Source organism: Streptomyces sp. NPDC051776 (assembly GCF_040681345.1).
Classification (GTDB): Bacteria; Actinomycetota; Actinomycetes; order Streptomycetales; family Streptomycetaceae; genus Streptomyces.
In genome coordinates this window covers 253,648-274,988 of sequence record NZ_JBFAYQ010000002.1, presented here as the reverse complement: position 1 = coordinate 274,988, position 21,341 = coordinate 253,648, and the positions used below count along the sequence as shown (strand labels likewise).

Below are 21,341 nucleotides of genomic sequence, written 5' to 3'. Positions count from 1 at the left end.
CCACGGGTCTCGTCAGCCTGGGAGGCTGGATCGGTATCCGCCTGGAGGGGGACGCGCCCGTAGGGGTTCGTCAACCTTCGTCGTTACCGCCGGTATCCACAGATGGTGTACGACCCTTGACGCAGCCGCGCCGCATTGTCACATTCATCGGTGTCACATTCGGCGAACGGGCGCTCAGGGACGGACGGTTGACCGATGACCTCAGCAGTCGCGCGTGGACGGGAAGCGGAGCTCCGGGGGTTCAAGGCGGTTCAGCGCCTCGCGTACGACTGCGCGGAAGCGGTGGCCGCGCAGCTCAGATCCGGTGTCACCGAGCGGGAGGCCGCGCGGATGCAGCGGGATTGGCTGCGCGGGCGCGGAGTGCGGGACTGGTTCCACCTGCCGTTCGCCTGGTTCGGTGACCGCACCGCCTTCGCGGGCTTCCGGATACCGCTGCAGTTCTTCCCGACGGACCGGCGGCTGGAGCCCGGTATGCCCTTCATCCTCGATCTCGCGCCGGTCCACGCGGGCTACACCGCGGACATCGGCTACTCCGGCTGCCTGGGGCTCAATCCGCTCCACGACCGGCTGCTCGCCGATCTGCTGGAGCATCGCGAGCTGATCCTGCGCGAGGTGCGCGAGCGCCGGTCTCTGCGGGAGATCTACGCGGACGTGGACCGGCTGATGGTGAGGCAGGGGTATGCCAACCGCCATCGTGCCTATCCGTTCGGCGTGATCGCGCACAAGGTCGACCGGGTCAAGGAACGCCGCTGGTCCCCGCATGTCCTGGGGTTCGGCACACAGAGTCTGAAGGGCCTGGTCTCGGACGCGCTCCACGGGCACCGCGAGGGCTGGTCGCCGCTGTGGAGCCCGTACCGCTTCTCCGACCATCCGCCGCATCCGGGTATCTGGGCGGTCGAACCGCACCTCGGCTTCCGGGGCACGGGAGCGAAGTTCGAAGAGTTGCTCGTGGTCACGGACTCGCGGGATCCGGAGGAGAGCGCGTTCTGGCTGGACGACGATCTGCCGCATGTGCGGCGCCGACTGGAGGGAGCCGCATGACCGGGGTTGCGAGGGGGCCGCGCGAGGCACGGGAGCGCCGGGTCCGTTCGGGCGGGGTGGAGCTGAGCGTGGCCGAGCTGGGCGACGCGGGGGCTCCGACGGTGGTGCTGGTGCACGGCTACCCGGACAGCAAGGAGGTGTGGACCGAGGTCGCCCACCGCCTCGCGGACCGCTTCCATGTGGTGCTCTACGACGTGCGGGGCCATGGACGGTCGACGGCCCCGAAGCCCCTGCGCGGTGGCTTCACCCTGGAGAAGCTGACGGACGACTTCCTGGCGGTGGCGGACGCGGTGAGCCCGGACCGCCCGGTGCATCTGGTCGGCCACGACTGGGGGTCGGTGCAAGGCTGGGAGTTCGTCACGGTCCCGCGCACCGAGGGCCGTATCGCCTCCTTCACCTCGATGTCCGGCCCGTCCCTCGACCACCTCGCGCACTGGCTGAGCAAGCGTATGACCCGGCCCAGTCCGCGCCGGGTCGCCCAAGTGCTCGGCCAGACGGCCAAGTCCTGGTATGTGTACCTGCTGCATACGCCCCTGCTGCCCGAGCTGGCTTGGCGGGGACCGCTCGGCAAGCAGTGGCCGAAGCTGCTCGAGCGGTTCGAGAAGGTGCCGGGCGACAGCTACCCGACCGCCTCCCTGCCGAGCGACGCGGCGCACGGCGCGTGGCTCTACCGGGACAACGTCCGCACCCGGATGCGCCGTCCCCGTACGGACGCCTATGCGCATGTGCCAGTACAGCTCATCACCCCCACCGGGGACGTCTTCCTGTCCGAGCGGCTCTACGACGATCTGGAGCGGTGGGCGCCGAAGCTGGTCCGGCGCACCCTTTCCGCCAAGCACTGGGTGCCGCGCACCCGGCCGGACCGGGTCGCGGCGTGGATAGGGGAGTTCGTCACCGCTCAGGAGGAGGGCGATCCGGCCCGCGAGGATCCCGCCAAGGGCCCATACGCGGACCGGTTCGCGGGACAGCTCGTGCTGGTCACCGGCGCGGCGAGGGGGATCGGGCGGGCCACGGCCTTCGCCTTCGCCGAGTCGGGCGCCCGGGTCGTGGCCGTGGACCGGGACGGGGAAGGGGCGGCCAGGACGGCCGAGATGGCGCGTCTCATCGGATCTCCAAAGGCGTGGGCCGAGGCGGTCGACGTCTGTGACGAGCAGGCCATGGAGAAGCTGGCGGCAAAGGCCGCCGCGGAGTACGGCGTGGTGGACGTGCTGGTCAACAACGCCGGCATAGGCCTGGCCGGGTCCTTCTTCGACACCACGACCGAGGACTGGCGCTCCGTTCTCGACGTCAACCTGTGGGGCGTCATCCATGGCTGCCGCCTCTTCGGCAGGCAGATGTCCGAGCGCGGGCAGGGCGGCCACATCGTCAACATCGCGTCCGCCGCGGCGTACCAGCCCTCCAGGATGCTGCCCGCGTACAGCACCTCGAAGGCGGCCGTCCTGATGCTCAGCGAGTGCCTGCGCGCCGAGCTCGCGGGGCAGGGCATCGGGGTGTCCGCGATATGCCCGGGCATCGTCAACACCTCCATCACCTCCACCGCCCGCTTCGTCGGCGCCAGTGAGGAGGAACAGAAGCGCCGCCAGGACCGGACCTCCCGGCTGTACGGGATGCGCAACTACCCGCCGGAGAAGGTCGCGGACGCGGTGCTGCGCGCGGTCGCCACGAACCAGGCCGTCGTTCCCGTGACGCCCGAGGCACGCGGCGCACGGCTCCTCTCACGCTTCATGCCGGGGGCGCTGCGCGCGATCGCCCGCGTGGAACCGCGGCTCCGGTGAGGTCCTGGTGATGCGCCGTCCTTCGCCCCGTCCGCCGCGGCCCGTCCAACCGCCCCAGCCGCCGCACCCCTCCGAAGGAACCGCGGACGCGGCGCCGCCGTCGGGGCCCGCGTACCGGATCGAGGATCTGGCGCACCACAGCGGTGCGTCGGTCCGGACGATTCGGGCCTACCAGGACCGCGGGCTGCTCCCGAAACCGGAGCGGCGCGGCCGGGCGAACGTGTACGGCGAGGAGCACCTCGCCCGGCTGCGGCAGGTCGCCGCCCTCCTCGACCGCGGTTACACGCTTGCCAGCATCAAGGAGCTGCTCGAGGCGTGGGACGCGGGACGCGGGCTGGCCGGGGTGCTGGGCCTGGTGGCGGAGGTGGACGGGCCGTGGACGGACGAGGAGCCGGCCCGGATCACCCGTGCCGAGCTGTACGCGCGGTTCGGCGGCACGCAGGACGACGCGGCGGTGGCGGAGGCGGTCGAACTCGGTGTGCTGGAGCGCGTCCCGGGGCGGGACGACGAGTTCCGCGTGCCCAGCCCGCAGGAGCTTGCGGTCGCGGCCGAGCTGCACGCGGCGGGAGTACCGCTGCACGCGCTCTCCGGGCACCTGCGCGAACTGCGCGGGCAGATGGAGCACATCGCCGCCCGGTTCCTGGAGTTCACGAATGAGCACGTCTTCATCCGCTACCTCGGCCACCCGCCATCGGATGCGTCGGCGACGGAGGCGGCGGAGCTGGTACGGCGGTTGCGGCCGCTCGCCCGGCAGACGGTCGAGGCCGAACTCGCCCGGGCGATGCGGGAGTTGGCCACCGCATCGCTGCGGCGGCACCTCGGTGACCCGTCGGCGCGGCCTGCGGACGCCGGGGAGGCGGTGCCGCACCCGGTGGCGCTTCCCGCCGCAACGGTGCGCGCAGTCCAGGACCTGGTCGGTGCGCTGCACGTCCCGGCGTTCGTCGCGGCGGCCACCGAGCGCGAGCTGGCCGCCCGCACCATGGACGCCCTCACACGGCGGGCCGCTCGTCCCCACCCAGGCCCGGCGCATCCCCGCCCAGACCCGGCGCGCCCCACACCGGGAACCAGCGAGCCAGGTCCTCCTCAACCCGCAGATCGTTCCCGAGCAACCCCCTGACCTGCAGCTCCAGGGCGTTGTCCCGCTTCTCCGCCACACCGGGAAGCGGCGCGAAGGGATAGAAGGTGCCCCGCTTGTAGAGGTAGACGAGGGCCAATCGGCGATCGCCCACCGCCTCACCGAAGCCGACGAGCGAACAGAGGAGCTGGGGCCCGAAGCCCCCGTCCTCGAGGAGCGTGTTGACGGCATGCAGGTCGTTGACGAGGGAGGCGGTGTCATCGGCCGGCTGCCGCACCAGCAGCCAGGTGTATCCGTACGTGTCCTGGCTGAATTCCACCGGTACGCCGCCACGGTCCGTATCTGCGTCCAGCAGATCCCGTACGTCCCGCTGGAGTTGGGCGAAAGCGCCGCCTTCGACGCTGGCGAAGCACACGGACCCCAGACCGGTCGGTGTGAACCCGGCCCCGGCCTGGAGCGTGATCGCCGCGGCGGGCAGACCGAAGAGCTGGTCGAGGTCCGGCCGTACCGGCTTGCTGCGGCCGAGGATCGTGTCGAGAAGCCCCATGGACGTCAGCTCCCTGTCTCGTCGGTGTCCCTCATGACGGCCTCACCACCCGGGCCGTCCACGGCGACGCGACCCGGACGGGGGCATCCGGCGGCCTCACGGGCGGCTCAGCTCGGCGGAGATACGGCCCAGTTGGTCCAGCCGCTGCTCCAGCGTCGGGTGCGAGGAGAGCAGCCGGCCGAGGCTCTCCTTGGAGGAGAAGGCCGGCGCGAACCAGAAGGCGTTGTACGGCTCCGCCTTCCGCAGGTCCTCGGTGGGGATCCGGGCCATCTGGCCCGTCACCTTCGTGAGGGCGGAGGCGAGTGCGGACGGGCGCCCGGTCAGCAACGCGGCGGCGCGGTCCGCGGACAGCTCGCGGTAGCGGGAGAGCAGCCGGGTGAGCAGGAAGCTGATCACGTAGACGATCGCGCTGACCACTGGTATCAGCAGCATCGCAATGGCGGTAGTGCTGTCGCGGTTGCTGCTGGCGCGGCTGAGGCCGCCCCAGAGCGCGACGCGGGTCATCACGCCCGCCAGCACACCGAGGAATGACGCGATGGTCATCACCGCGACATCGCGGTGCGCGACGTGCGACAGCTCATGCGCCAGGACGCCCTCGAGCTCCTCCGGTTCCAGCCGTCTGAGGAGGCCGGTGGTGGCGCAGACCAGAGCGGTTCGCTTGCTCCGGCCGGTGGCGAACGCATTCGGTACGTCACTCCGCGCGATGGCGACCCGCGGCTTGGGCATGTCCGCGAGCGCGCAGATACGGTCGACCGCCCCGTGCAGTTCGGGTGCCTGCTCGGGCGTCACCTCACGGGCGCCCATGCTGTAGGCGGCGATCCGGTCGCTGAACCAGAACTGCACGATGAACAGCCCGCCGGCGATGGCGAGGATGATCGGCCACGCGCCCCGGAGGACGGCAAGCAGCACGCCGACGAAGACGACATAGAGCAGCCCGATCAGGAACATGGTCGTCACCATGCGTGTGGTCAGTCCATGATCCGCGACGTATCGGGAACGCGTCCGGGTCCCTGGCATCTGACACCCTCCCGTCGGACTTACCTGCACCTATGTCTAGATTGTGCTCCTTCCTGCGTTTGTGCGGGATAAGTTCAGGTGCCCGTATGGGAGCGCCCCGTCGCCGCGATGCGTCCGTACGCCTAAGCCCGACTCACCCCCTCCCCGGACGACTCACCCCCTCCCCGGACGGCTCGGCTCAGATCGGCTCGGCTCGGATCGGCTCAGATCGGCTCGGCTCGGATCGGCTCGGCTCGGATCGGCTCGGATCGGCTCAGCTGGACCAGGCTCTCCGTCGCGATGCGCTCGAAGACCGACTCGTCCGCCGCGAAGATCGAGTCCTGCACGGGCCAGTGCAGCACGATTTCCGTGAAGCCGAGCTGTGCGTACGTGCCCGCGAAGTCGGCGAACGCGTCCACGGAGTCCAGTACGCGGTCCGGCGTGAACCCCGTGAGCAGGATCTTCTCCACTTCGCCCGGATCGCGGCCGATCTGCTCGCACGCGGCCGACAGCCGCTTCACCTGGTGGCCGATCGCCTCGAACGACTGATCCGGGGTCTCGCGTCGCTTCGGATCGCCCGTCGTGACCCAGGCCTGGCCGTGGCGGGCCGCGAGCTCGAGCCCGCGCGGCCCGGTCGCCGCGATAGCGAGAGGGAGGCGGGGGCGCTGCACGCAGCCCGGGATATTGCGGACCTCGTCCGCGGAGTAGAACGCGCCGTCGTGGCTGACGACGTCCTCGCTGAGAAGGCGGTCGAGCAGCGGTACGAACTCGCCGAACCGGTCGGCGCGCTCGCGCGGCGACCACGCCTCCTGCCCCAGCGCCGTCGCGTCGAAGCCATTGCCCCCTGCCCCGATGCCCACGGTGACGCGGCCCGCACTGACGTCGTCGAGGGTGATCAGCTCCTTGGCGAGCGTGACGGGATGGCGGAAGTTCGGGGAGGTGACGAGTGTGCCGAGCCGTATGCGGTCGGTGGCGCAGGCGGCAGCCATCAGCGTCGGCAGCGCGCCGAACCACGGGCCGTCGCGGAAGGGGACGCGCCAGGAGAGGTGGTCGTAGGTGAACGCGGTCCGGAAGCCCAGTTCCTCGGCTCGCCGCCATACCTGCCGCCCGCCCTCGTGCCAGCGGTGGATCGGCAGGATCACGGTACTCAGTCGCAGAGAAGACTCCATGGCGAAGAGCCTAGGCGGGGCCTCCGACAAGCCGGGACCGGACAGCGGCCTCCGTGCCCCGGCCCACCTCGTACCCCCGCTTCGTACGGATGACTGCCCAAGTTCGTCCCACAGGCCCCCCGGGTCCACGCACGGGGTCCCCGCGCGGATGCGGGAATTCCGCCCGCCGTCGCTCACCCGCTGTCGCCGTCCGGCCCCGCCGCGTGAGCTCTTCTGCGCACCCCATCGCACGCCTGTGCGCGGACATGCGCGAAGATGGGCGCGTGACCTCAGCTACCGAGCGGCCCGAGCCGCAGACGCCGGACTCCGACCGCTCGGCGCCCCCCTCACGGCGCGTACGGCTGATCGCCACCGACCTCGACGGAACGCTTCTCCGCGACGACAAATCGGTCTCGGACCGAACGGTCGCGGCCATGGTCGCCGCCGAGCGCGCCGGGATCGAGGTCTTCTTCGTGACCGGCCGCCCCGCGCGCTGGATGGATGTCGTCAGCGACCACGTGCACGGGCACGGCCTGGCCATCTGCGCCAACGGCGCGGTCGTCGTCGACTTGCACCGCGACGGGCACGTGCTTGAGGTACGGCCCCTGGAACGGGCCGCCGCACTCGCCGTCGTCCTCGCTCTGCGCACCGCCGCGCCCGGCGTCTCTTTCGCCGTCGAAACGGTCAACGGCATCCACTACGAGCCCGAGTACCCCCCATTCCACCTCGACCCCGGTGCGGACGTCGCAGCCGCCGAGAAGCTGCTCTCGCTGGAGCGCGAGGTCACCGACCAGCCCGTGATCAAGCTGCTCGCGCACCATCCGGGCCTGGGCCCGGACGAGTTCCTCACTCTGTCCCGCTCGGTCGCGGGCGCGCACGCCTCCTTCACCCGCTCCAGCCCGACCGCCCTCCTGGAGATCAGCGGTCCGGGCGTGAGCAAGGCGTCCACCCTTGAGCACTGTTGCGCCCAGCGCGGGATCACCCGCGAGGAGGTCGTGGCCTTCGGGGACATGCCCAACGACGTGGAGATGCTGACCTGGGCCGGTACGTCGTACGCCATGGCCAACGCGCATCCCGACGTGCTGGCCGCCACCTCGGCCCGTACCGTCGCCAACAACGAGGACGGCGTCGCGGTCGTCATCGAGCGGATCGTGGCGGCCCAGGCCGGTCACTGAGGGCACCGCCCGCGCCCACCGCGACGTGCGGGGACGGCTGATGGGCGTCCGACGCCTCCTCCCGGTCCAGCATTCGCCGGAACGGTCCGTCCGCAACGGCCAGTTCGTCGTACATCCCGCGCTGCACCGCCCGGCCCCGGTCCAGTACCACGACCTCGTCCACCGCGCGGAGGCCGGTGAGCCGGTGGGTGATCAGCAGCGTCGTCCGGCCCGCCGTGGCGGCGAGCAGATCCGCGGTGAGCGCGTCGGCGGTGGCGAGGTCCAGATGCTCGGCGGGCTCGTCCAGGACGAGGACCGGGAAGTCGGCGAGCAGTGCGCGGGCGAGGGCGAGCCGCTGCCGCTGACCGCCGGACATCCGGCCCCCGTGCTCGCCGACGAGGGTGTCGAGGCCGTCGGGCAGCGCGTCGACCCAGTCGAGCAGGCGCGCCCGGCCCAGGGCGTCGCGCAGTTCGGGCACGGTCGCCGAGGGCCGGGCGAGCCGGAGGTTCTCGCGGACGGAGCTGTCGAAGATGTGAGCGTCCTGGGCGCAGAGCCCGACCAGGCGTCGTACGGCGTCGCCGTCGAGCGCCGAGGCCTCCGAGCCCGCCAGGGAGTACGTGCCGGACTCGGCGTCCAGGAACCGCAGAAGCACCTGCGCCAGCGTCGTCTTGCCCGATCCCGACGGGCCCACGACGGCGACCCGGCGGCCCCGTACGAGCTCCAGGTCCAGCCCTCGGAGCGCGGGGATCCGCTGCCCGGGGTGCCGGGCGGTCAGGTTCCGCACGACCAACGGAAAGGGCGCGACCGGCGGCCCGGCCGGCCGCGCGGGCTCCCGTACGAGCGTGGGCGCGTCCAGGACGGCCCGTACGCGTTCGGCGGCGCGGCGGCTGCGGTGCCGGTACTGGACCGCGAGCGGGAGGCCCGCCACCGCCTCGAACGCGGCGAGCGGTGTCAGCACGACGACGGCCAGCGCCACTCCCGCCAATCGCCCGTCGTGCACGGCCTGCACCCCGGTCCACGCGGCGGCCGCCACGGTCAGACCGCAGACCAGCGCGGACAGTCCGGCGCCCGCCCCGGCAGCGGCCGCCGACCGCGCCGCCGCCCCGGTCAGCTCGCGGTCCGCCGCCCGCGCCTCGCCCGTACGGGCAGGGAGCGCGCCCGCGACGGTCAGCTCGGCGGCGCCGGTCAGCAGGTCGACGATCCGGGTCGCGAGGGCGCCGCGGGCGGGGGCGAGGCGGCGCTCGGCGCGGCGCGCGACAGCCCCTGAGAGCAGGGGCACGCCGACTCCCGCGGCCAGCAGGCCGAGAGCGAGAACGGCACCGGCCTCGGGCAGGAGCCAGGTCGTGAACCCGACCGATCCGGCACCGACGAGGACGGCCGCCCCGGCGGGGAGCAGCCAGCGGAGTACGTGGTCCTGCAGCGCGTCGACATCGGCGACGAGCCGGGAGAGGAGGTCGCCGCGCCGGGTCGTCCGGAGCCCGGCGGGGGCAAGGCGCTCAAGTCGCCGGTACACGGCCATGCGCAGGTCCGCGAGCATGCGGAAGACCGCATCATGCGCGACGAGGCGCTCGGCGTAGCGGAAGACGGAACGGCCGATGCCGAAGGCACGGGTGGCGGTCACCGCGACCATCAGATAGAGCACGGGCGGCTGTTGGGAGGCGCGCGAGATCAGCCAGCCGGAGGTCGCCATGAGGCCCACGGCACTCCCGAGCGCGAGGGCACCGAGCAGCAGGGCGAGCGCGAACCGGCCGCGGCGGGCGCCGGCCGTCGACCGCACCCACGCCAGCGCGTCCCGGCCGCGCTCTTCCGCACCCCTGACGTCGGCTGACTCCGCCCGGGCTTCCATCGTCCCCGCCCGGGGTTCCGTCGTACCCGGCCGGGCTTCCATCGTCCTTGCCCGGGGTTCCGTCGTACCCGCCCGGGGTTCCGTCGTACCCGCCCGGGCTTCCGTCGTACCCGCCCGGGGTTCCGTCGTACCCGGCCGGGGTTCCGTCGTACCCGGCCGGGCTTCCATCGTCCCCGCCCGGGGTTCCGTCGTACCCGCCCGGGCTTCCGTCGTACCCGCCCGCGCCGCGACAACCCGCGGCCGCTCCGCCCGACCGGCAGCCTCGACGACGGTCCCCGAGCCGGGCCCCCCGCTGCCCGAGCGAAGGTCGTCCCGCTCGCCCTGCTCTGTGGCGACCATCTCCGGCGCCACGGCTTCGCCCGCCTCCGGGATCGCCATCCCTCCGGCGCTTCGCAGCGTGATCACGCGGTCCGCCAGCGGCAGCAGAGCCGGCCGGTGGGCCACCAGCAGGACCGTACGGCCCTCCGTGAGACGGTCGATCGCGTTCAGGACCGACGCCTCCGTCTCGCCGTCGAGGTTCGCGGTGGGCTCGTCGAGAAGCAGCACGGGACGGTCGGCGAGGAACACGCGTGCCAGAGCGATCCGTTGACGCTGGCCGGCCGAGAGCCCCGCCCCGCACTCGCCGAGCACGGTGTGCATTCCGTCCGGCAGAGCGGCGGTGAAGTCCAGGGCGTCCGCTTCCCGCAGGGCGTCCAGGACCGCCGAGTCATCCGCGTCCGACCGGGCCAGGCGGACGTTCTCCGCGATCGTCCCCGCGAAGAGGTACGGCCGCTGCGGAAGCCAGGCGACCTGACGCCACCAGCTCTCCCGTGAGACGGACGCGAGGTCGGTGTCGCCGACGAGGACGCGCCCCGACGCGGGTTCGGAGAATCCGAGCACCGCGCCGAGCAGCGTCGACTTGCCCGCACCGCTCGGGCCGACGAGCGCGACCGTCTCACCGCGGGACACGGTGAACGATGTGGCGGCGAGCGAGGGTTGAGGGCGTCCGGGGTGGCGTACGACCAAGTCCTCGACGCGGATCACGGCGCCCTGCGCGTCCGGTACCACCGCGGACGGTTCCTGTCGCGGCGGGGTCTGCAGCACCGCGAACACCTCGTCCGCAGCCGCCAGCCCCTCCGCCGCCGCGTGGTACTGCGCGCCTACCTGACGCAACGGCAGATATGCCTCGGGCGCGAGGACGAGAACGACCAGACCCGTGTAGAGGTCCAGTTCGCCGTCGACCAGGCGCATTCCGATGCCGACCGCCACGAGCGCCACCGACAGGGTCGACAAAAGTTCCAGCGCAAAGGACGACAGGAAGGAGAGCCGCAGGGTACGGAGGGTGGCCCGGCGGTATTCACCGGTGATCGCCCGGATCGACTCGGCCTGGACGCGCGCCCGCCCGAACACCTTGAGGGTCGGCAGTCCGGCCACCACATCCAGGAAGTGGCCGGACAACCGCGACAGCAACCGCCACTGACGGTCCATCCGGGCCTGGGTGGCCCAGCCGATCAGTGCCATGAAGAGAGGGATCAACGGGAGCGTGACGACGACCACCGCCGCCGACACCCAGTCCACCGTCACGATCCGGACGAGCACCGCGACCGGGACCACCACCGCGAGCCCCAACTGCGGCAGATAGCGGGCGAAGTAGCCGTCCAGCGCGTCGATGCCGCGCGTGGCGAGCGCCGTCAGCTCACCGGTGCGCTGCGTGTCCAGCCACCCGGGCCCGAGCCGTACGGCATGGTCCAGCAGTCGCAGTCTCAGCTCGGACTTCACCGACGCGGCCGCACGGTGTGCGGCCAGCTCCGTCAGCCACGAGACGAGCCCACGACCACCGGACACGGCGGCGAGCAGCAGCAGCGGGGTGTGCAACGCACCGACCGCCAGGTCCCGTTGGAAGGCGCCGACGACCACCTCCGCGATGAGCATCGCCTGTGCCACCACGAGCCCCGCCCCGGCGAGCCCCAGCAACACGGCCGCGGCAAGGAAGACACGGGTGGTACGGGCATGCCGGAGCAGGCGCGGGTCAACAGGTTTCACGTGAAACGTCCCAGGTCCATGGTGGCTTCTCCGTGGCGGCTTCCCGTGGCGGGTGCGCCGCGGCGGGGCGCCGCGGCTCATTGGGTGGAGTCGGCGATGTGCTGCGTACCGATGCGCTTGCGGAAGACCCAGTACGTCCAGCCCTGGTAGAGGAGCACCAGGGGGACCGCGATGCCCGCGCACCAGGTCATGATCTTCAGCGTGTACGGCGTGGACGAGGCGTTCTCGACGGTCAGGCTCCACCTGGGATCCAGCGACGACGGCATGACGTCGGGGAAGAGCGTCAGGAAGAGCATGCTGACGGCGGCGGCGATCGCCACCCCGGACAGGGCGAACGACCAGCCCTCCCGGCCTGCGATATTGAGCCCGATCGCCCCGAGCAGGGCCACGGCCGCGATGATCATCGCGATGAGGCTGCTGCGGTCACCACCGTCGATCTGGGTCCAGACCATGAAGCCGGGGGCAAGCACCGCAGTCACACCTCCGAGTCCCGTCGCCAGCCTCCGGGCCCGCAGCCGGATGTCCCCGATCGTCTTGAGCGCGGTGAACACGGCCCCGTGGAAGGTGAAGAGCGTCAGCGTCACCAGTCCGCCGAGCACGGCGTACGGGGTGAACAGATCGGCCAGGGTGCCGACGTACTCCTTGCTCGCATCGATCTTCACCCCGTGCACGATGTTGCCGAAGGCGACGCCCCAGAGGAGCGCGGGCAGCAGGGAGGCCCAGAAGATGGCGTGCTCCCAGTTGGTCTGCCAGCGCTCATCGGTGCGCTTCGCCCGGTACTCGAAGGCCACGCCGCGGACGATCAGGCAGACCAGGATGAGCAGCAGGGGGAGGTAGAAGCCGGAGAAGAGGGTGGCGTACCACTCGGGGAAGGCCGCGAAGGTGGCCGCGCCCGCGCTGATCAGCCAGACCTCGTTGCCGTCCCAGACCGGACCGATGGCGTTGATGAGGACCCGCCGTTCCTTGCGGTCGCGGGCCAGCAGCTTGGTGAGGACCCCGACTCCGAAGTCGAAGCCCTCGAGGAAGAAGTAGCCGACCCACAGGACGGCGATGGCGACGAACCAGACGTCGTGGAGTTCCATGCCTCGCTCCTTGCGCTCTCCGGCCTCAGTACGAGAAGGCCATCGGCCGGTCGGCGTCCGCGTCGCCGCCGATCTTCGTGGGCGGATTGAGATCGGAGTCGGTGAGCTCCGGCGGGCCGGCCTTGACGTACTTCACCAGCAGCCGGACCTCGACGACGGCGAGGATCGCGTAGAGGAGGGTGAAGACGGTCATGGAGGTGATGACCTCGCCCTGCGAGACACCGGGGGATACGGCATCGGCGGTGCGCAGCACGCCGTAGACCACCCAGGGCTGGCGTCCCATCTCGGTGAAGATCCAGCCCCAGGAACTGGCGATCAGCGGGAAGACGATCGTGAGCAGCGCGATCCGCCAGTACCAGGTGGTGAGTTCTGGGCCGAGCGTCCGGCTGCGGGTGAGGGCGAGCTTGGGCACCTCGTCCTCTCCGGTCCGCAAGTCCGGGGCCAGCCAGCGCTTCCTGCGGGTCAGCCAGAGCCCGACCATTCCGATGGCGAAGGACGCCATGCCGAAGCCGATCATCCACCGGAAACTCCAGTACGCGACCGGGATGTTGGGCCGGTAGTCGCCGGGTCCGTACCGCTCCTGCTCCAAGCGGTTGACGTCGTTGATGCCCGGGACCTCGGAGTGGAAGTCGTCATAGGCGAGGAAGGACAGCAGGGCGGGGATCTCCAGGGCCACGTCGTTGTGGCCCTTGTCGACGTCGCCGTAGGCGAAGACGGAGAACGGGGCCGGCGCCTCGCTGTCCCACAGAGCCTCGGCCGCCGCCATCTTCATCGGCTGCTGCTCGAACATGACCTTGCCCAGCCGGTCGCCGCTGATCGCGGTGAGCAGGCCGGCGACGATCAGGGTCATCAGGCCAAGCCGGAGCGAGGTGCGCATCACCGGGATGTGCCGACCGCGCATCAGGTGGTACGCGGCGATGCCGACCATGAAGGCGCCCCCCGCGAGGAAGGCGGCGGTGAGGGTGTGGAAGACGACGACCATCGTGGTGTTCTGGCTGATCACATGCCAGAAGTCGATCAGTTCCGCGCGGCCGGTCTCCTTGTTGAAGCGCCAGCCGACGGGGTGCTGCATCCAGGAGTTGGCGGCGAGGATGAAGTAAGCCGAGAGCATGCTGCCGACCGCCACGGTCCAGATGCAGGCGCAGTGGATCTTCTTCGGCAGCCGGTCCCAGCCGAAGATCCACAGACCGATGAAGGTGGACTCGAAGAAGAAGGCGATCAGCGCCTCGAAGGCGAGGGGGGCGCCGAAGACGTCGCCCACGAAGCGCGAGTAGTCGGACCAGTTCATGCCGAACTGGAACTCCTGGACGATGCCGGTGACGACCCCCATGGCGATGTTGATCAGGAAGAGCTTGCCCCAGAACTTGGTCGCCCGGAGGTACTTCTCCTTGCCCGTCCGCACCCACGCCGTCTCCAGCCCGGCGGTCAGGGCCGCGAGCGAGATCGTCAGGGGAACGAAGAGGAAGTGGTAGACGGTGGTGATCCCGAACTGCCAACGGGCCAGCGTCTCCGGCGCCAACGCCAGGTCCATGACGCCCTCTCCTTACGTCGTTGCGGTCACGCTCGCACGGTGCTCAGGGAGCGAGTTTGTGAAAGCGTTCACATTCACAAGCCATTATGGCGCACACGCGTCCGACGTCCATGAGGGGGGTCCCCTACCAGCGGAAACAGGGCCCCCGCGACGGATCGCGGGGGCCCCGGGTCAGGACGTGGCGGAAGGCCCCAGAGGCCTAACGCCCTGAGCGAAACTCGCGGGCCACACGCAGTAGGAGGTCATTGGCCTCCGTCTCACCGATCGTGGCCCGGACGCCCTCACCCGGGAACGGCCGCACGATCACGCCGGCTTTCTCGCACGCCTCGGCGAAGTCCATGGTCCGCTCCCCGAGTCTCAGCCAGACGAAGTTGGCCTGCGAGTCCGGGACCGTCCAGCCCTGCCCGGCAAGGCCCTCGAGCACACGCCTGCGCTCGCAGACCAGCGAGCCGACCCGACCCAGCAACTCGTCCTCACTGCGCAGCGAGGCGACCGCCGCATCCTGCGCCAGCTGGCTCACCCCGAAGGGCACCGCGGTCTTGCGCAGCGCCGACGCAACCGGAGTGTGCGCCACGGCGAAGCCGACGCGCAGCCCGGCCAGGCCGTACGCCTTGGAGAAGGTGCGCAGTACGCAGACGTTCGGGCGCTGGCGGTAGAGGTCGAGGCCGTCGGGCACCTCGGGGTCGCGGACGAACTCCTTGTACGCCTCGTCCAGCACCACCAGCACTTCGGACGGCACCCGGTCGAGGAAGCGCTCCAGCTCGGCACGGTGAACGGCGGTGCCGGTGGGGTTGTTGGGGTTGCAGACGAAGATCAGCCGGGTCCTGTCGGTGATCGCGTCCGCCATCGCGTCCAGATCGTGCACATCGCCCTCGGTGAGCGGCACCTGCACCGGCCGCGCGCCCGCGATCCGCGTAATGATCGGGTACGCCTCGAAGGACCGCCAGGCGTAGAGCACCTCGTCGCCCTCACCCGCGGTGGACTGGACGAGCGACTGGGCGATGCCGACCGAGCCCGTGCCCGTCGCCACATGGTCCAGCGGCACGCCGAAGCGCTCGGACAGCTCCGCCACCAGCGCCGTGCAGGCCATGTCCGGGTAGCGGTTGAAGTTGCCCGCGGCGGTCAGCGTCTGCTCCATGACACCCGGCAACGGCGGGTAGGGGTTCTCGTTGGAGGACAGCTTGTACGTCACGCGCCCGCCGTCGGCGGCGGCGGGCCGGCCCGGCTTGTACGTCGGGATGCCGTCCAGCGCATCGCGCAGCTTCGGGGTCTTGTCAGTCACCGCGGGGTCCTCCTCGACCGTCCGGCACAGCAGCAATACTGCACACCTTATGAGGATTGAGTCCACCGGCGTACAGGGCCAAGGGGGCGCCCCCTGTCACCGCACGCGCCCCTGGCGCGCGCCTTGGCGCGCGTCACCCGTGCAGGTGACTTGAGACCTCTTCGAGACATAGGCCCATGTGCAGGTGAACGCCCGAAGGGACCCGCCATATTGCCTAGCTGGACCTCAACTCTCTTGCATTTCAAGGTAGTTGGGGGAGAATAGCCATGCAGAAACGTGCCTGTGATCAGTGATTCCGGGGGTCCCGCTAATGGACCACCCGAGCCCTACTATCGGCTCGCCATGACAGCAGCAGGGAAGCACCAGGTGAGCCGGTCGTCCGGCCGTCGACTGGGGCGTGCAGGGATCCGGGACGTGGCCGCAGCCGCCGGCGTCTCGATCACCACGGTCTCCGACGCGCTCAACGGCAAGGGCCGGCTCCCGGACGCCACACGTCGCCATGTTCGCGAGGTCGCCGACCGGCTGGGCTACCGCCCGTCGGCCGCGGCCCGCACCCTCAGGACCGGTCGTTCCGGTCTCATCGGTCTCACCGTCACCACGTACGGGGAAGAACCTTTCACCTTCACCGAGTTCGCGTACTTCGCCGAGATGGCGCGCGCCGCGACGTCAGCCGCGCTCGCCCGCGGCTACGCGCTCGTCATCCTGCCGGCGACCTCGCGCCACGACGTCTGGTCGAACGTCGCCCTCGACGGCACGGTCGTCATCGACCCGTCCGACCACGACCCCGTGGTGACCGAACTCGTACGCCAGGGACTCCCCGTCGTCTCCGACGGCCGCCCCGCCGGCTCGCTCCCGGTCACCGCCTGGGTCGACAACGACCATGAAGCCGCAGTGATCGGTCTGCTCGACCATCTCGCCGAGGCCGGCGCCCGGCGCATCGGACTGCTCACCGGGACGAGCACCGACACCTATACGCGGCTCTCCACGTCCGCGTATCTCTCCTGGTGCGAGCGTGTGGGCCAGGACCCGGTGTACGAGGAGTACCCGGCCCACGATCCATGCGCAGGGGCCGTCGCCGCCGACCGGTTACTCGCGCGGCCGGACCGTCCCGACGCCGTCTACGGGCTGTTCGATCCCAACGGCACGGATCTCCTGGCCGCCGCGCGCCACTACGGCCTGCGCGTCCCCGACGACCTGCTGCTCGTCTGCTGCAGCGAATCCACCGTCTACGCGACGACCGAACCGCCCATCACCACGCTCTCCCTCAAACCCCGCCGGATCGGCACCGCCGTCGTGCAACTGCTCATCGACGCCATCGAGGGTCTGGGCGGCGGGGGCCCCATCGAGCAGGTCATACCGACCGAACTGATCGTGCGCACCTCCTCGCAGCGCCGCCCGCCGCGCACGACGGTGAGCGCGCCACGATCGGCCCCGCAGAGCTGATTCGGCCGACATGCGCTCCCTGGCGTAGTCTCCACGCGTCGCTACCAGGCAATTTCGGGAGAAATGGCCGACGTCTGCGGAAGCCGTCCTGATTGACAGCCCCCTGGTGCGTCACAAGCCGCGAGCGGCATTCCTATGATGGGCGCACGACACCGTGGACCGCCCGCCGACCAGGGGTTCTCCCGCTCGCTTCGCCGGGTTCCCCCGGCACGGGACAGGGGAAGGGTCCGACCGGTGCACGGCGGCGCGAAGGTGGAGGGGTCGATGACTCAGGGGGCCGGTCAGGGACCCGCAGCAGGTGCCACGGAGGGGATGACGCCCCCACCGGCGCAGGGCACACATCCCGCGGCTCCACGCCCGGCTCCCGGGTGTCCGCACCCGACAGCGCCTGCCCCGTACGCGGCCCCCCCGACGCCCGCCCGGATTGACGCGGCCGCCCGGATTGACGCGCCCGCTGCGGCGGGCGCGCACGCCCCGACGAACACCGCCGCCTCGACGGACCTTCCGTCGGAGTACACCCCGACCGAGCGCGACCTGCCGGTCATCGGCCGCGGCGCGCAGGACGGGGCGACGCTTCCGCTCAGCGGGGACACGGAACCCGAGGCAGGCGGCGCCGGGGCCCCCGACGCGGGCCCCGGGCCGCTGTACGTGGTGGGCGACGTCCACGGCTACCTCGACGAACTGCGCACGGCGCTGCACGCCCAGGGCCTGATCGACGACGAGGACCACTGGGCCGCCGGCACCGCCCGGCTGTGGTTCCTCGGCGACTTCACCGACCGCGGCCCGGACGGCATCGGCGTCATCGACCTCGTCATGCGGCTCTCGGCGGAAGCCGCCGCGGCGGGCGGCTACTGCAAGGCCCTGATGGGCAATCACGAACTGCTGCTCATCGGGGCCAAGCGGTTCGCCGACACACCAGTCAACTCCGGTGCGGGCACGGCCTCTTTCCAGGCCGCCTGGCTCCTCAACGGCGGCCAGCGCAGCGACATGGAGCGCCTGGAGGACCACCACCTGCAGTGGATGTCCCGGCTGGACGCCATCGCCGAGGAGGACGCGCACCTGCTCGTCCACTCCGACACGACCGCCTACCTGGAGTTCGGTGACTCGATCGAGGCGGTCAACGACCGGGTCACCGAGATCCTTCAGCGCAACGACGCGGACGAATGCTGGGATCTCTTCCGCAAGTTCACCAAGCGTTTCGCCTTCCGCGACGAATCCGGGCCGCAGGCCGTCCACGAGCTGCTGTCGCGGTACGGCGGCCGGCGCATCGTCCACGGCCACAGCCCCATTCCGTACCTGCTCGGCGAGGTGGGTTCGGAGGACGCCGAGGACGGCGCGGGGCCGGACGTCCAGGGACCGCACGTCTACGCCGACGGGCTCGCCATCGCCATGGACGGCGGGGTCACAATGGCCGGAAAGCTGCTCGTCGTTCAACTGCCGTTGAGCGATTGAGGATTACGGACGGGGACATACGGGCACAGGTCGCCTCCGCGAAGCGGGCATTTTCCGGAAACCCCCTGTCACCCTGCGCCGTAACCGCTCTACCATCGGCTTATCCGTAGCAGGCTCTCCTCCGTTTCCGCCCAACTGCCCGGTGAGAGCCGGCACGCAGGCCTACGGAGCACCGGGGGATGCACATGAACAGCGCTCCGCATCTGCTTCCCGAGGACCGCCCGGAGTTCGAGCGGATCCTCGGCGAGGCGCTGCGCACGGCGAGCAGCCGGCCGGATCTGGCCGAAGTGGGCCGCCGGCTCAACACCGAGCAGTTGCGCACCATGGCGCTCGCCGCCTCCGCCGCCATATCCTCCTGCGCAGCGGCCGAGTACCAGGACTACGTCAAACTGCGCGATCAGCTGCGCTCGCCGTCGTCCGATGCGGTCCACGGCACGGAGTCCGGGACCGCCACCGGGCAGGACGGCGGCGGCGCGATCGGGCTCGCCGCGGCCATGACCGGTCCGGCCGAGGCCACGGGCGCGGGTCTCGTCGCCATCGTCTGCGTCCTCGCTCCCCTGCTGGCCGCCATCGCAGCCGTGATCTTCCTACTCGTCGGCTACGTGCTGCGCGCCGTCGACGCGGACGAGCCCGCCGCCGCCCCGCTGATCAATACGGGCTGGGTGTTCGTGGCCCTGACCGCCGGCGGCGTCGTCCTGGCCATGGCCGGCCTTCTGCTCACCGCGCTGCGCAACGGCTCCAGCTCGCTGCGCGCCTCGGCGCAGGACGAACGAGCGTTGGAGCTCGGCCGTGCGAGAGAGGCATGGCGGCAGGCCCTGCTGGAACGCGGCGTCCTGCCGTTCTTCCGCGAGGCGCTGGCCGACCCGGCGGCCCCGGCCCGCAGGAGCGGGGAGGGCGCGCAGGGCGGCGGAAAGGGCAGCGAGTACGGCGGCGCGGAGGACAGCGCGCACGGCGGACAGGGCAGCGCGCACGGCGGCGCGGAGGCGCAGCACCGTACGCCCCATCTGGGCTATTCGCGGCCGGCGTTCAGCACGGAGGGCGGTCCGGAGGAGACCTCGACCCGCCCCTCGTTCGAGAGTCCCGGCTACACGAGCCCGGAGTACGGCGGGCCGGAGCACGAGCCGACGTAGAGGACGGGTTTCGGTGGCGACGCGGAGTCCGCGCGCCCCCGGCCGTTCCGAGGCCTCCAACCGGCCGCGTCGTACCGGGTGCCCGGCACGTCTGTTCGTGGCCGGATTCGTATGGCAATCTCATGGGGTCGCACCCCCACGACCGAAGAGAACGCCGCTGTGCCGTCTCTGCATCTGACGCTGACCGCCCGGCTCCTGCCGGTCGCCGTGCTCGCCACGGCAGGTTGGGCCATGGCCCGCCCCGCCGAGGAGGCCCGCTCCGACGCGCCCGCGTCCGGCCCCGAGCGGACCGCGACAGCCGCGCCTGCGATCGACGAGGCCCCCTCCGCGTGTGCGGCCATTCCCGCGGCGACGGTGAAGGAGCTGGTCCCCGGCGCGAAGGCGGAGGGCAAGGAACTCGACACGAGCGACCCCAAGCGCCGTACGGGCTGCGCCTGGAACAAGCTGAAAGGGTTCGACTACCGCTGGCTCGATGTGACGTTCGAGGTCACCGACGACAAATCCGCTCGCACGATCTACGACAACCGCGAGCTGGCCAGCGACACCGGCGGCCTCGGCGACGAGGCGTCGGTCGGCTCGAAACTCACCGAGGACGACGGCCAGGAGACCCGCGAGGTCACGGTCGTCGTCCGGAAGGCGAACGCATTGGTCACCGTGACCTACAACGGGGCCGACTTCGACAACGAGAAGGCGCCGGGAGCCGCGGAGATGGAGAAGGGCGCCATCACCGCGGCGAAGGCGGCGCTCTCCGCTCTGACGTCCTGACCCGCCGGCCAGGTCCTGCGATCGCCGTACGGCCAGGGGCTCCTCCCCTTTCGTGCCCATGCGGATCACTGCAACCGGGTTGAGTGGTGGAGAGGTTGGCCTCGAAGCCGCGGCCCTTTCCTCAGGCTCCACGATCGGACACGGAATCGGCCCGGTGAGCCCCTGCCGCGCGCACCATCGGGCCCTCGCCGGTAGATCTTTACCGGTTCTGAAGAGAACGTGAGCGAGTCCTGGTGCAGCGCACGTCCAACCTGGAAGTGGACGCGGCCGTTCGGGCCGCCGATTCATCAGGAGCACGCTGCCATGGCCCCCTTCGCATTACAGCTTCGAGCCCTCCCTCCCCCGCGGCAGATTCACTACCCGCACGAGATTGCGCTCTCCGGTGGCCCCCGCCTGACCGGGTGGGCCCCCGTCGCCGCGGCAAACCGTGCAGCGGCGCTGCGCAGGCGCTGCCCGCCCACTGCCCTTTGGTCGCCTATCCCACCAGATCCACAGATCGACGGCGTGCTCGCCGCCAAAGATTCCCCGAGGAGTGCGAATGACTTCCTCTGCGATCAGCATTGCGCTGCGAGGAACAGCCGCCTTGTGCGCTCTCACAACCGCGGTAATCCATCTCCTGCTCACCCCGGAATATCTGGAGGAAATGCCTTACGTCGGAATCCTCTTCCTGGTCGGCGGCCTCGCGCTGCTCTACACCGCCGGAGGCCTGGCCCGGCGGAATTCGACTCCCGCATGGCTGATCGGCACGCTGGTCACGGCCGGCATGTTCGTCGGCTTCCTCCTGTCCCGCACCGTCGGATTGCCCGGCTTCCATGAAGAGGACTGGGAACCGCCCTACGGGATCCTCAGTCTGATCGCCGAAGGCGTCTTCGTCCTCGCCTACGTTGCCGAGACTTCCAGGGCAATGCTCAGGACTCGGGGAGCGCTTTCGCGCGGGAACGCGGAGTGCGAACCTTCACGAATGATCCTGTGAAGGTCATCGACCTTCAGGTCCGGCCGAGGTGAGCAGGTCAGGAAGCGGTGGACGACGGCGGCGCTCAGAAAGTCGACGA

The 21,341-nt window shown here is 70.8% G+C and carries 15 protein-coding genes and 1 pseudogene; 9 read left to right on the top strand and 7 right to left on the bottom strand.

From position 1 onward, the window contains the following. Positions 1 to 195: 195 nt before the first annotated feature. The 3 genes and pseudogenes from AB0M26_RS03220 to AB0M26_RS03210 form a co-directional block, all read left to right on the top strand. Positions 196 to 1,041, top strand: a complete 846-nt coding sequence (locus tag AB0M26_RS03220) for a M24 family metallopeptidase (RefSeq protein WP_365253620.1) — start codon at positions 196 to 198, stop codon at positions 1,039 to 1,041. Next, a complete protein-coding gene (locus AB0M26_RS03215) occupies positions 1,038 to 2,816 on the top strand; it encodes an SDR family oxidoreductase (protein ID WP_365253617.1) in 1,779 nt (592 codons plus the stop codon). The genes AB0M26_RS03220 and AB0M26_RS03215 overlap by 4 nt, the downstream gene beginning before the upstream one ends. 10 nt (positions 2,817 to 2,826) lie before the next feature. Then, positions 2,827 to 3,807 (top strand): annotated as a pseudogene (locus AB0M26_RS03210) (MerR family transcriptional regulator); the annotation flags it as partial. Here the strand turns inward: AB0M26_RS03210 and AB0M26_RS03205 are convergent. The 3 genes from AB0M26_RS03205 to AB0M26_RS03195 all read right to left on the bottom strand — a co-directional run bounded on the left by AB0M26_RS03205 (position 3,806) and on the right by AB0M26_RS03195 (position 6,603). Then, positions 3,806 to 4,438: a hypothetical protein gene (locus AB0M26_RS03205; RefSeq protein ID WP_365253614.1), complete on the bottom strand. Its 633-nt coding sequence runs from the start codon at positions 4,436 to 4,438 to the stop codon at positions 3,806 to 3,808. The pseudogene AB0M26_RS03210 and the gene AB0M26_RS03205 overlap by 2 nt on opposite strands. A 96-nt stretch (positions 4,439 to 4,534) precedes the next feature. Next, positions 4,535 to 5,455 carry a zinc metalloprotease HtpX gene (htpX, locus tag AB0M26_RS03200; RefSeq protein ID WP_365253611.1) on the bottom strand — a complete coding sequence of 307 codons (921 nt, stop codon included), beginning with the start codon at positions 5,453 to 5,455 and terminating at the stop codon, positions 4,535 to 4,537. Positions 5,456 to 5,658: 203 nt separating this feature from the next. Next, on the bottom strand, positions 5,659 to 6,603 hold the full coding sequence (locus tag AB0M26_RS03195; RefSeq protein WP_365253608.1) for an LLM class flavin-dependent oxidoreductase: 945 nt from the start codon (positions 6,601 to 6,603) through the stop codon (positions 5,659 to 5,661). 245 nt (positions 6,604 to 6,848) lie between these two features. Between AB0M26_RS03195 and AB0M26_RS03190 the strand changes: the two genes are divergently transcribed. Then, positions 6,849 to 7,757, top strand: a complete 909-nt coding sequence (locus tag AB0M26_RS03190) for a Cof-type HAD-IIB family hydrolase (protein ID WP_365253605.1) — start codon at positions 6,849 to 6,851, stop codon at positions 7,755 to 7,757. Here the strand turns inward: AB0M26_RS03190 and cydD are convergent. From cydD to hisC, 4 genes are all read right to left on the bottom strand, one after another. Then, the gene (gene cydD / locus AB0M26_RS03185) at positions 7,720 to 11,604 is read right to left on the bottom strand and encodes a thiol reductant ABC exporter subunit CydD (RefSeq protein ID WP_365253602.1); all 3,885 of its coding nucleotides are present in this window, start codon (positions 11,602 to 11,604) and stop codon (positions 7,720 to 7,722) included. The two genes, AB0M26_RS03190 and cydD, sit on opposite strands and share 38 nt — an antisense overlap. Before the next feature lie 77 nt (positions 11,605 to 11,681). Beyond that, positions 11,682 to 12,686, bottom strand: coding sequence for a cytochrome d ubiquinol oxidase subunit II (gene cydB / locus AB0M26_RS03180; protein WP_365253599.1), 1,005 nt, complete (start codon positions 12,684 to 12,686; stop codon positions 11,682 to 11,684). 25 nt (positions 12,687 to 12,711) lie between these two features. Next, complete coding sequence (locus AB0M26_RS03175; RefSeq protein WP_365253596.1) at positions 12,712 to 14,217, bottom strand: cytochrome ubiquinol oxidase subunit I; 1,506 nt, start codon at positions 14,215 to 14,217, stop codon at positions 12,712 to 12,714. Positions 14,218 to 14,416: 199 nt separating this feature from the next. Continuing rightward, entirely contained in the window at positions 14,417 to 15,499 is a 1,083-nt protein-coding gene (gene hisC / locus AB0M26_RS03170) for a histidinol-phosphate transaminase (protein ID WP_365253593.1), read from the bottom strand. A 342-nt stretch (positions 15,500 to 15,841) separates the two neighbouring features. Here hisC and AB0M26_RS03165 point away from each other — a divergent pair, with 342 nt between their 5' ends. The 5 genes from AB0M26_RS03165 (at position 15,842) to AB0M26_RS03145 (ending at position 21,262) form a co-directional block, all read left to right on the top strand. Continuing rightward, the gene (locus tag AB0M26_RS03165) at positions 15,842 to 16,942 is read left to right on the top strand and encodes a LacI family DNA-binding transcriptional regulator (protein ID WP_365253590.1); all 1,101 of its coding nucleotides are present in this window, start codon (positions 15,842 to 15,844) and stop codon (positions 16,940 to 16,942) included. Between the two features lie 312 nt (positions 16,943 to 17,254). Beyond that, positions 17,255 to 18,394 carry a metallophosphoesterase gene (locus tag AB0M26_RS03160; protein WP_365253587.1) on the top strand — a complete coding sequence of 380 codons (1,140 nt, stop codon included), beginning with the start codon at positions 17,255 to 17,257 and terminating at the stop codon, positions 18,392 to 18,394. A gap of 179 nt (positions 18,395 to 18,573) precedes the next feature. Beyond that, positions 18,574 to 19,524, top strand: a complete 951-nt coding sequence (locus AB0M26_RS03155; protein WP_365253584.1) for a hypothetical protein — start codon at positions 18,574 to 18,576, stop codon at positions 19,522 to 19,524. A gap of 159 nt (positions 19,525 to 19,683) precedes the next feature. Further along, positions 19,684 to 20,289, top strand: coding sequence for a hypothetical protein (locus AB0M26_RS03150; RefSeq protein WP_365253581.1), 606 nt, complete (start codon positions 19,684 to 19,686; stop codon positions 20,287 to 20,289). A gap of 538 nt (positions 20,290 to 20,827) precedes the next feature. Beyond that, positions 20,828 to 21,262, top strand: a complete 435-nt coding sequence (locus AB0M26_RS03145; RefSeq protein ID WP_365253578.1) for a hypothetical protein — start codon at positions 20,828 to 20,830, stop codon at positions 21,260 to 21,262. Positions 21,263 to 21,341 lie beyond the last annotated feature (79 nt).

Coding starts and splice junctions, on each gene's coding strand:
- AB0M26_RS03215 (WP_365253617.1), top strand. CDS start 1,038: ATGACCGGGGTTGCGAGGGGGCCGCGCGAGGCACGGGAGCGCCGGGTC.
- AB0M26_RS03205 (WP_365253614.1), bottom strand. CDS start 4,438: ATGGGGCTTCTCGACACGATCCTCGGCCGCAGCAAGCCGGTACGGCCG.
- AB0M26_RS03190 (WP_365253605.1), top strand. CDS start 6,849: ATGCGCGAAGATGGGCGCGTGACCTCAGCTACCGAGCGGCCCGAGCCG.
- htpX (WP_365253611.1), bottom strand. CDS start 5,455: ATGCCAGGGACCCGGACGCGTTCCCGATACGTCGCGGATCATGGACTG.
- AB0M26_RS03165 (WP_365253590.1), top strand. CDS start 15,842: ATGACAGCAGCAGGGAAGCACCAGGTGAGCCGGTCGTCCGGCCGTCGA.
- AB0M26_RS03155 (WP_365253584.1), top strand. CDS start 18,574: ATGCACATGAACAGCGCTCCGCATCTGCTTCCCGAGGACCGCCCGGAG.
- AB0M26_RS03160 (WP_365253587.1), top strand. CDS start 17,255: ATGACGCCCCCACCGGCGCAGGGCACACATCCCGCGGCTCCACGCCCG.
- AB0M26_RS03175 (WP_365253596.1), bottom strand. CDS start 14,217: ATGGACCTGGCGTTGGCGCCGGAGACGCTGGCCCGTTGGCAGTTCGGG.
- cydB (WP_365253599.1), bottom strand. CDS start 12,686: ATGGAACTCCACGACGTCTGGTTCGTCGCCATCGCCGTCCTGTGGGTC.
- AB0M26_RS03195 (WP_365253608.1), bottom strand. CDS start 6,603: ATGGAGTCTTCTCTGCGACTGAGTACCGTGATCCTGCCGATCCACCGC.
- AB0M26_RS03145 (WP_365253578.1), top strand. CDS start 20,828: ATGACTTCCTCTGCGATCAGCATTGCGCTGCGAGGAACAGCCGCCTTG.
- AB0M26_RS03220 (WP_365253620.1), top strand. CDS start 196: ATGACCTCAGCAGTCGCGCGTGGACGGGAAGCGGAGCTCCGGGGGTTC.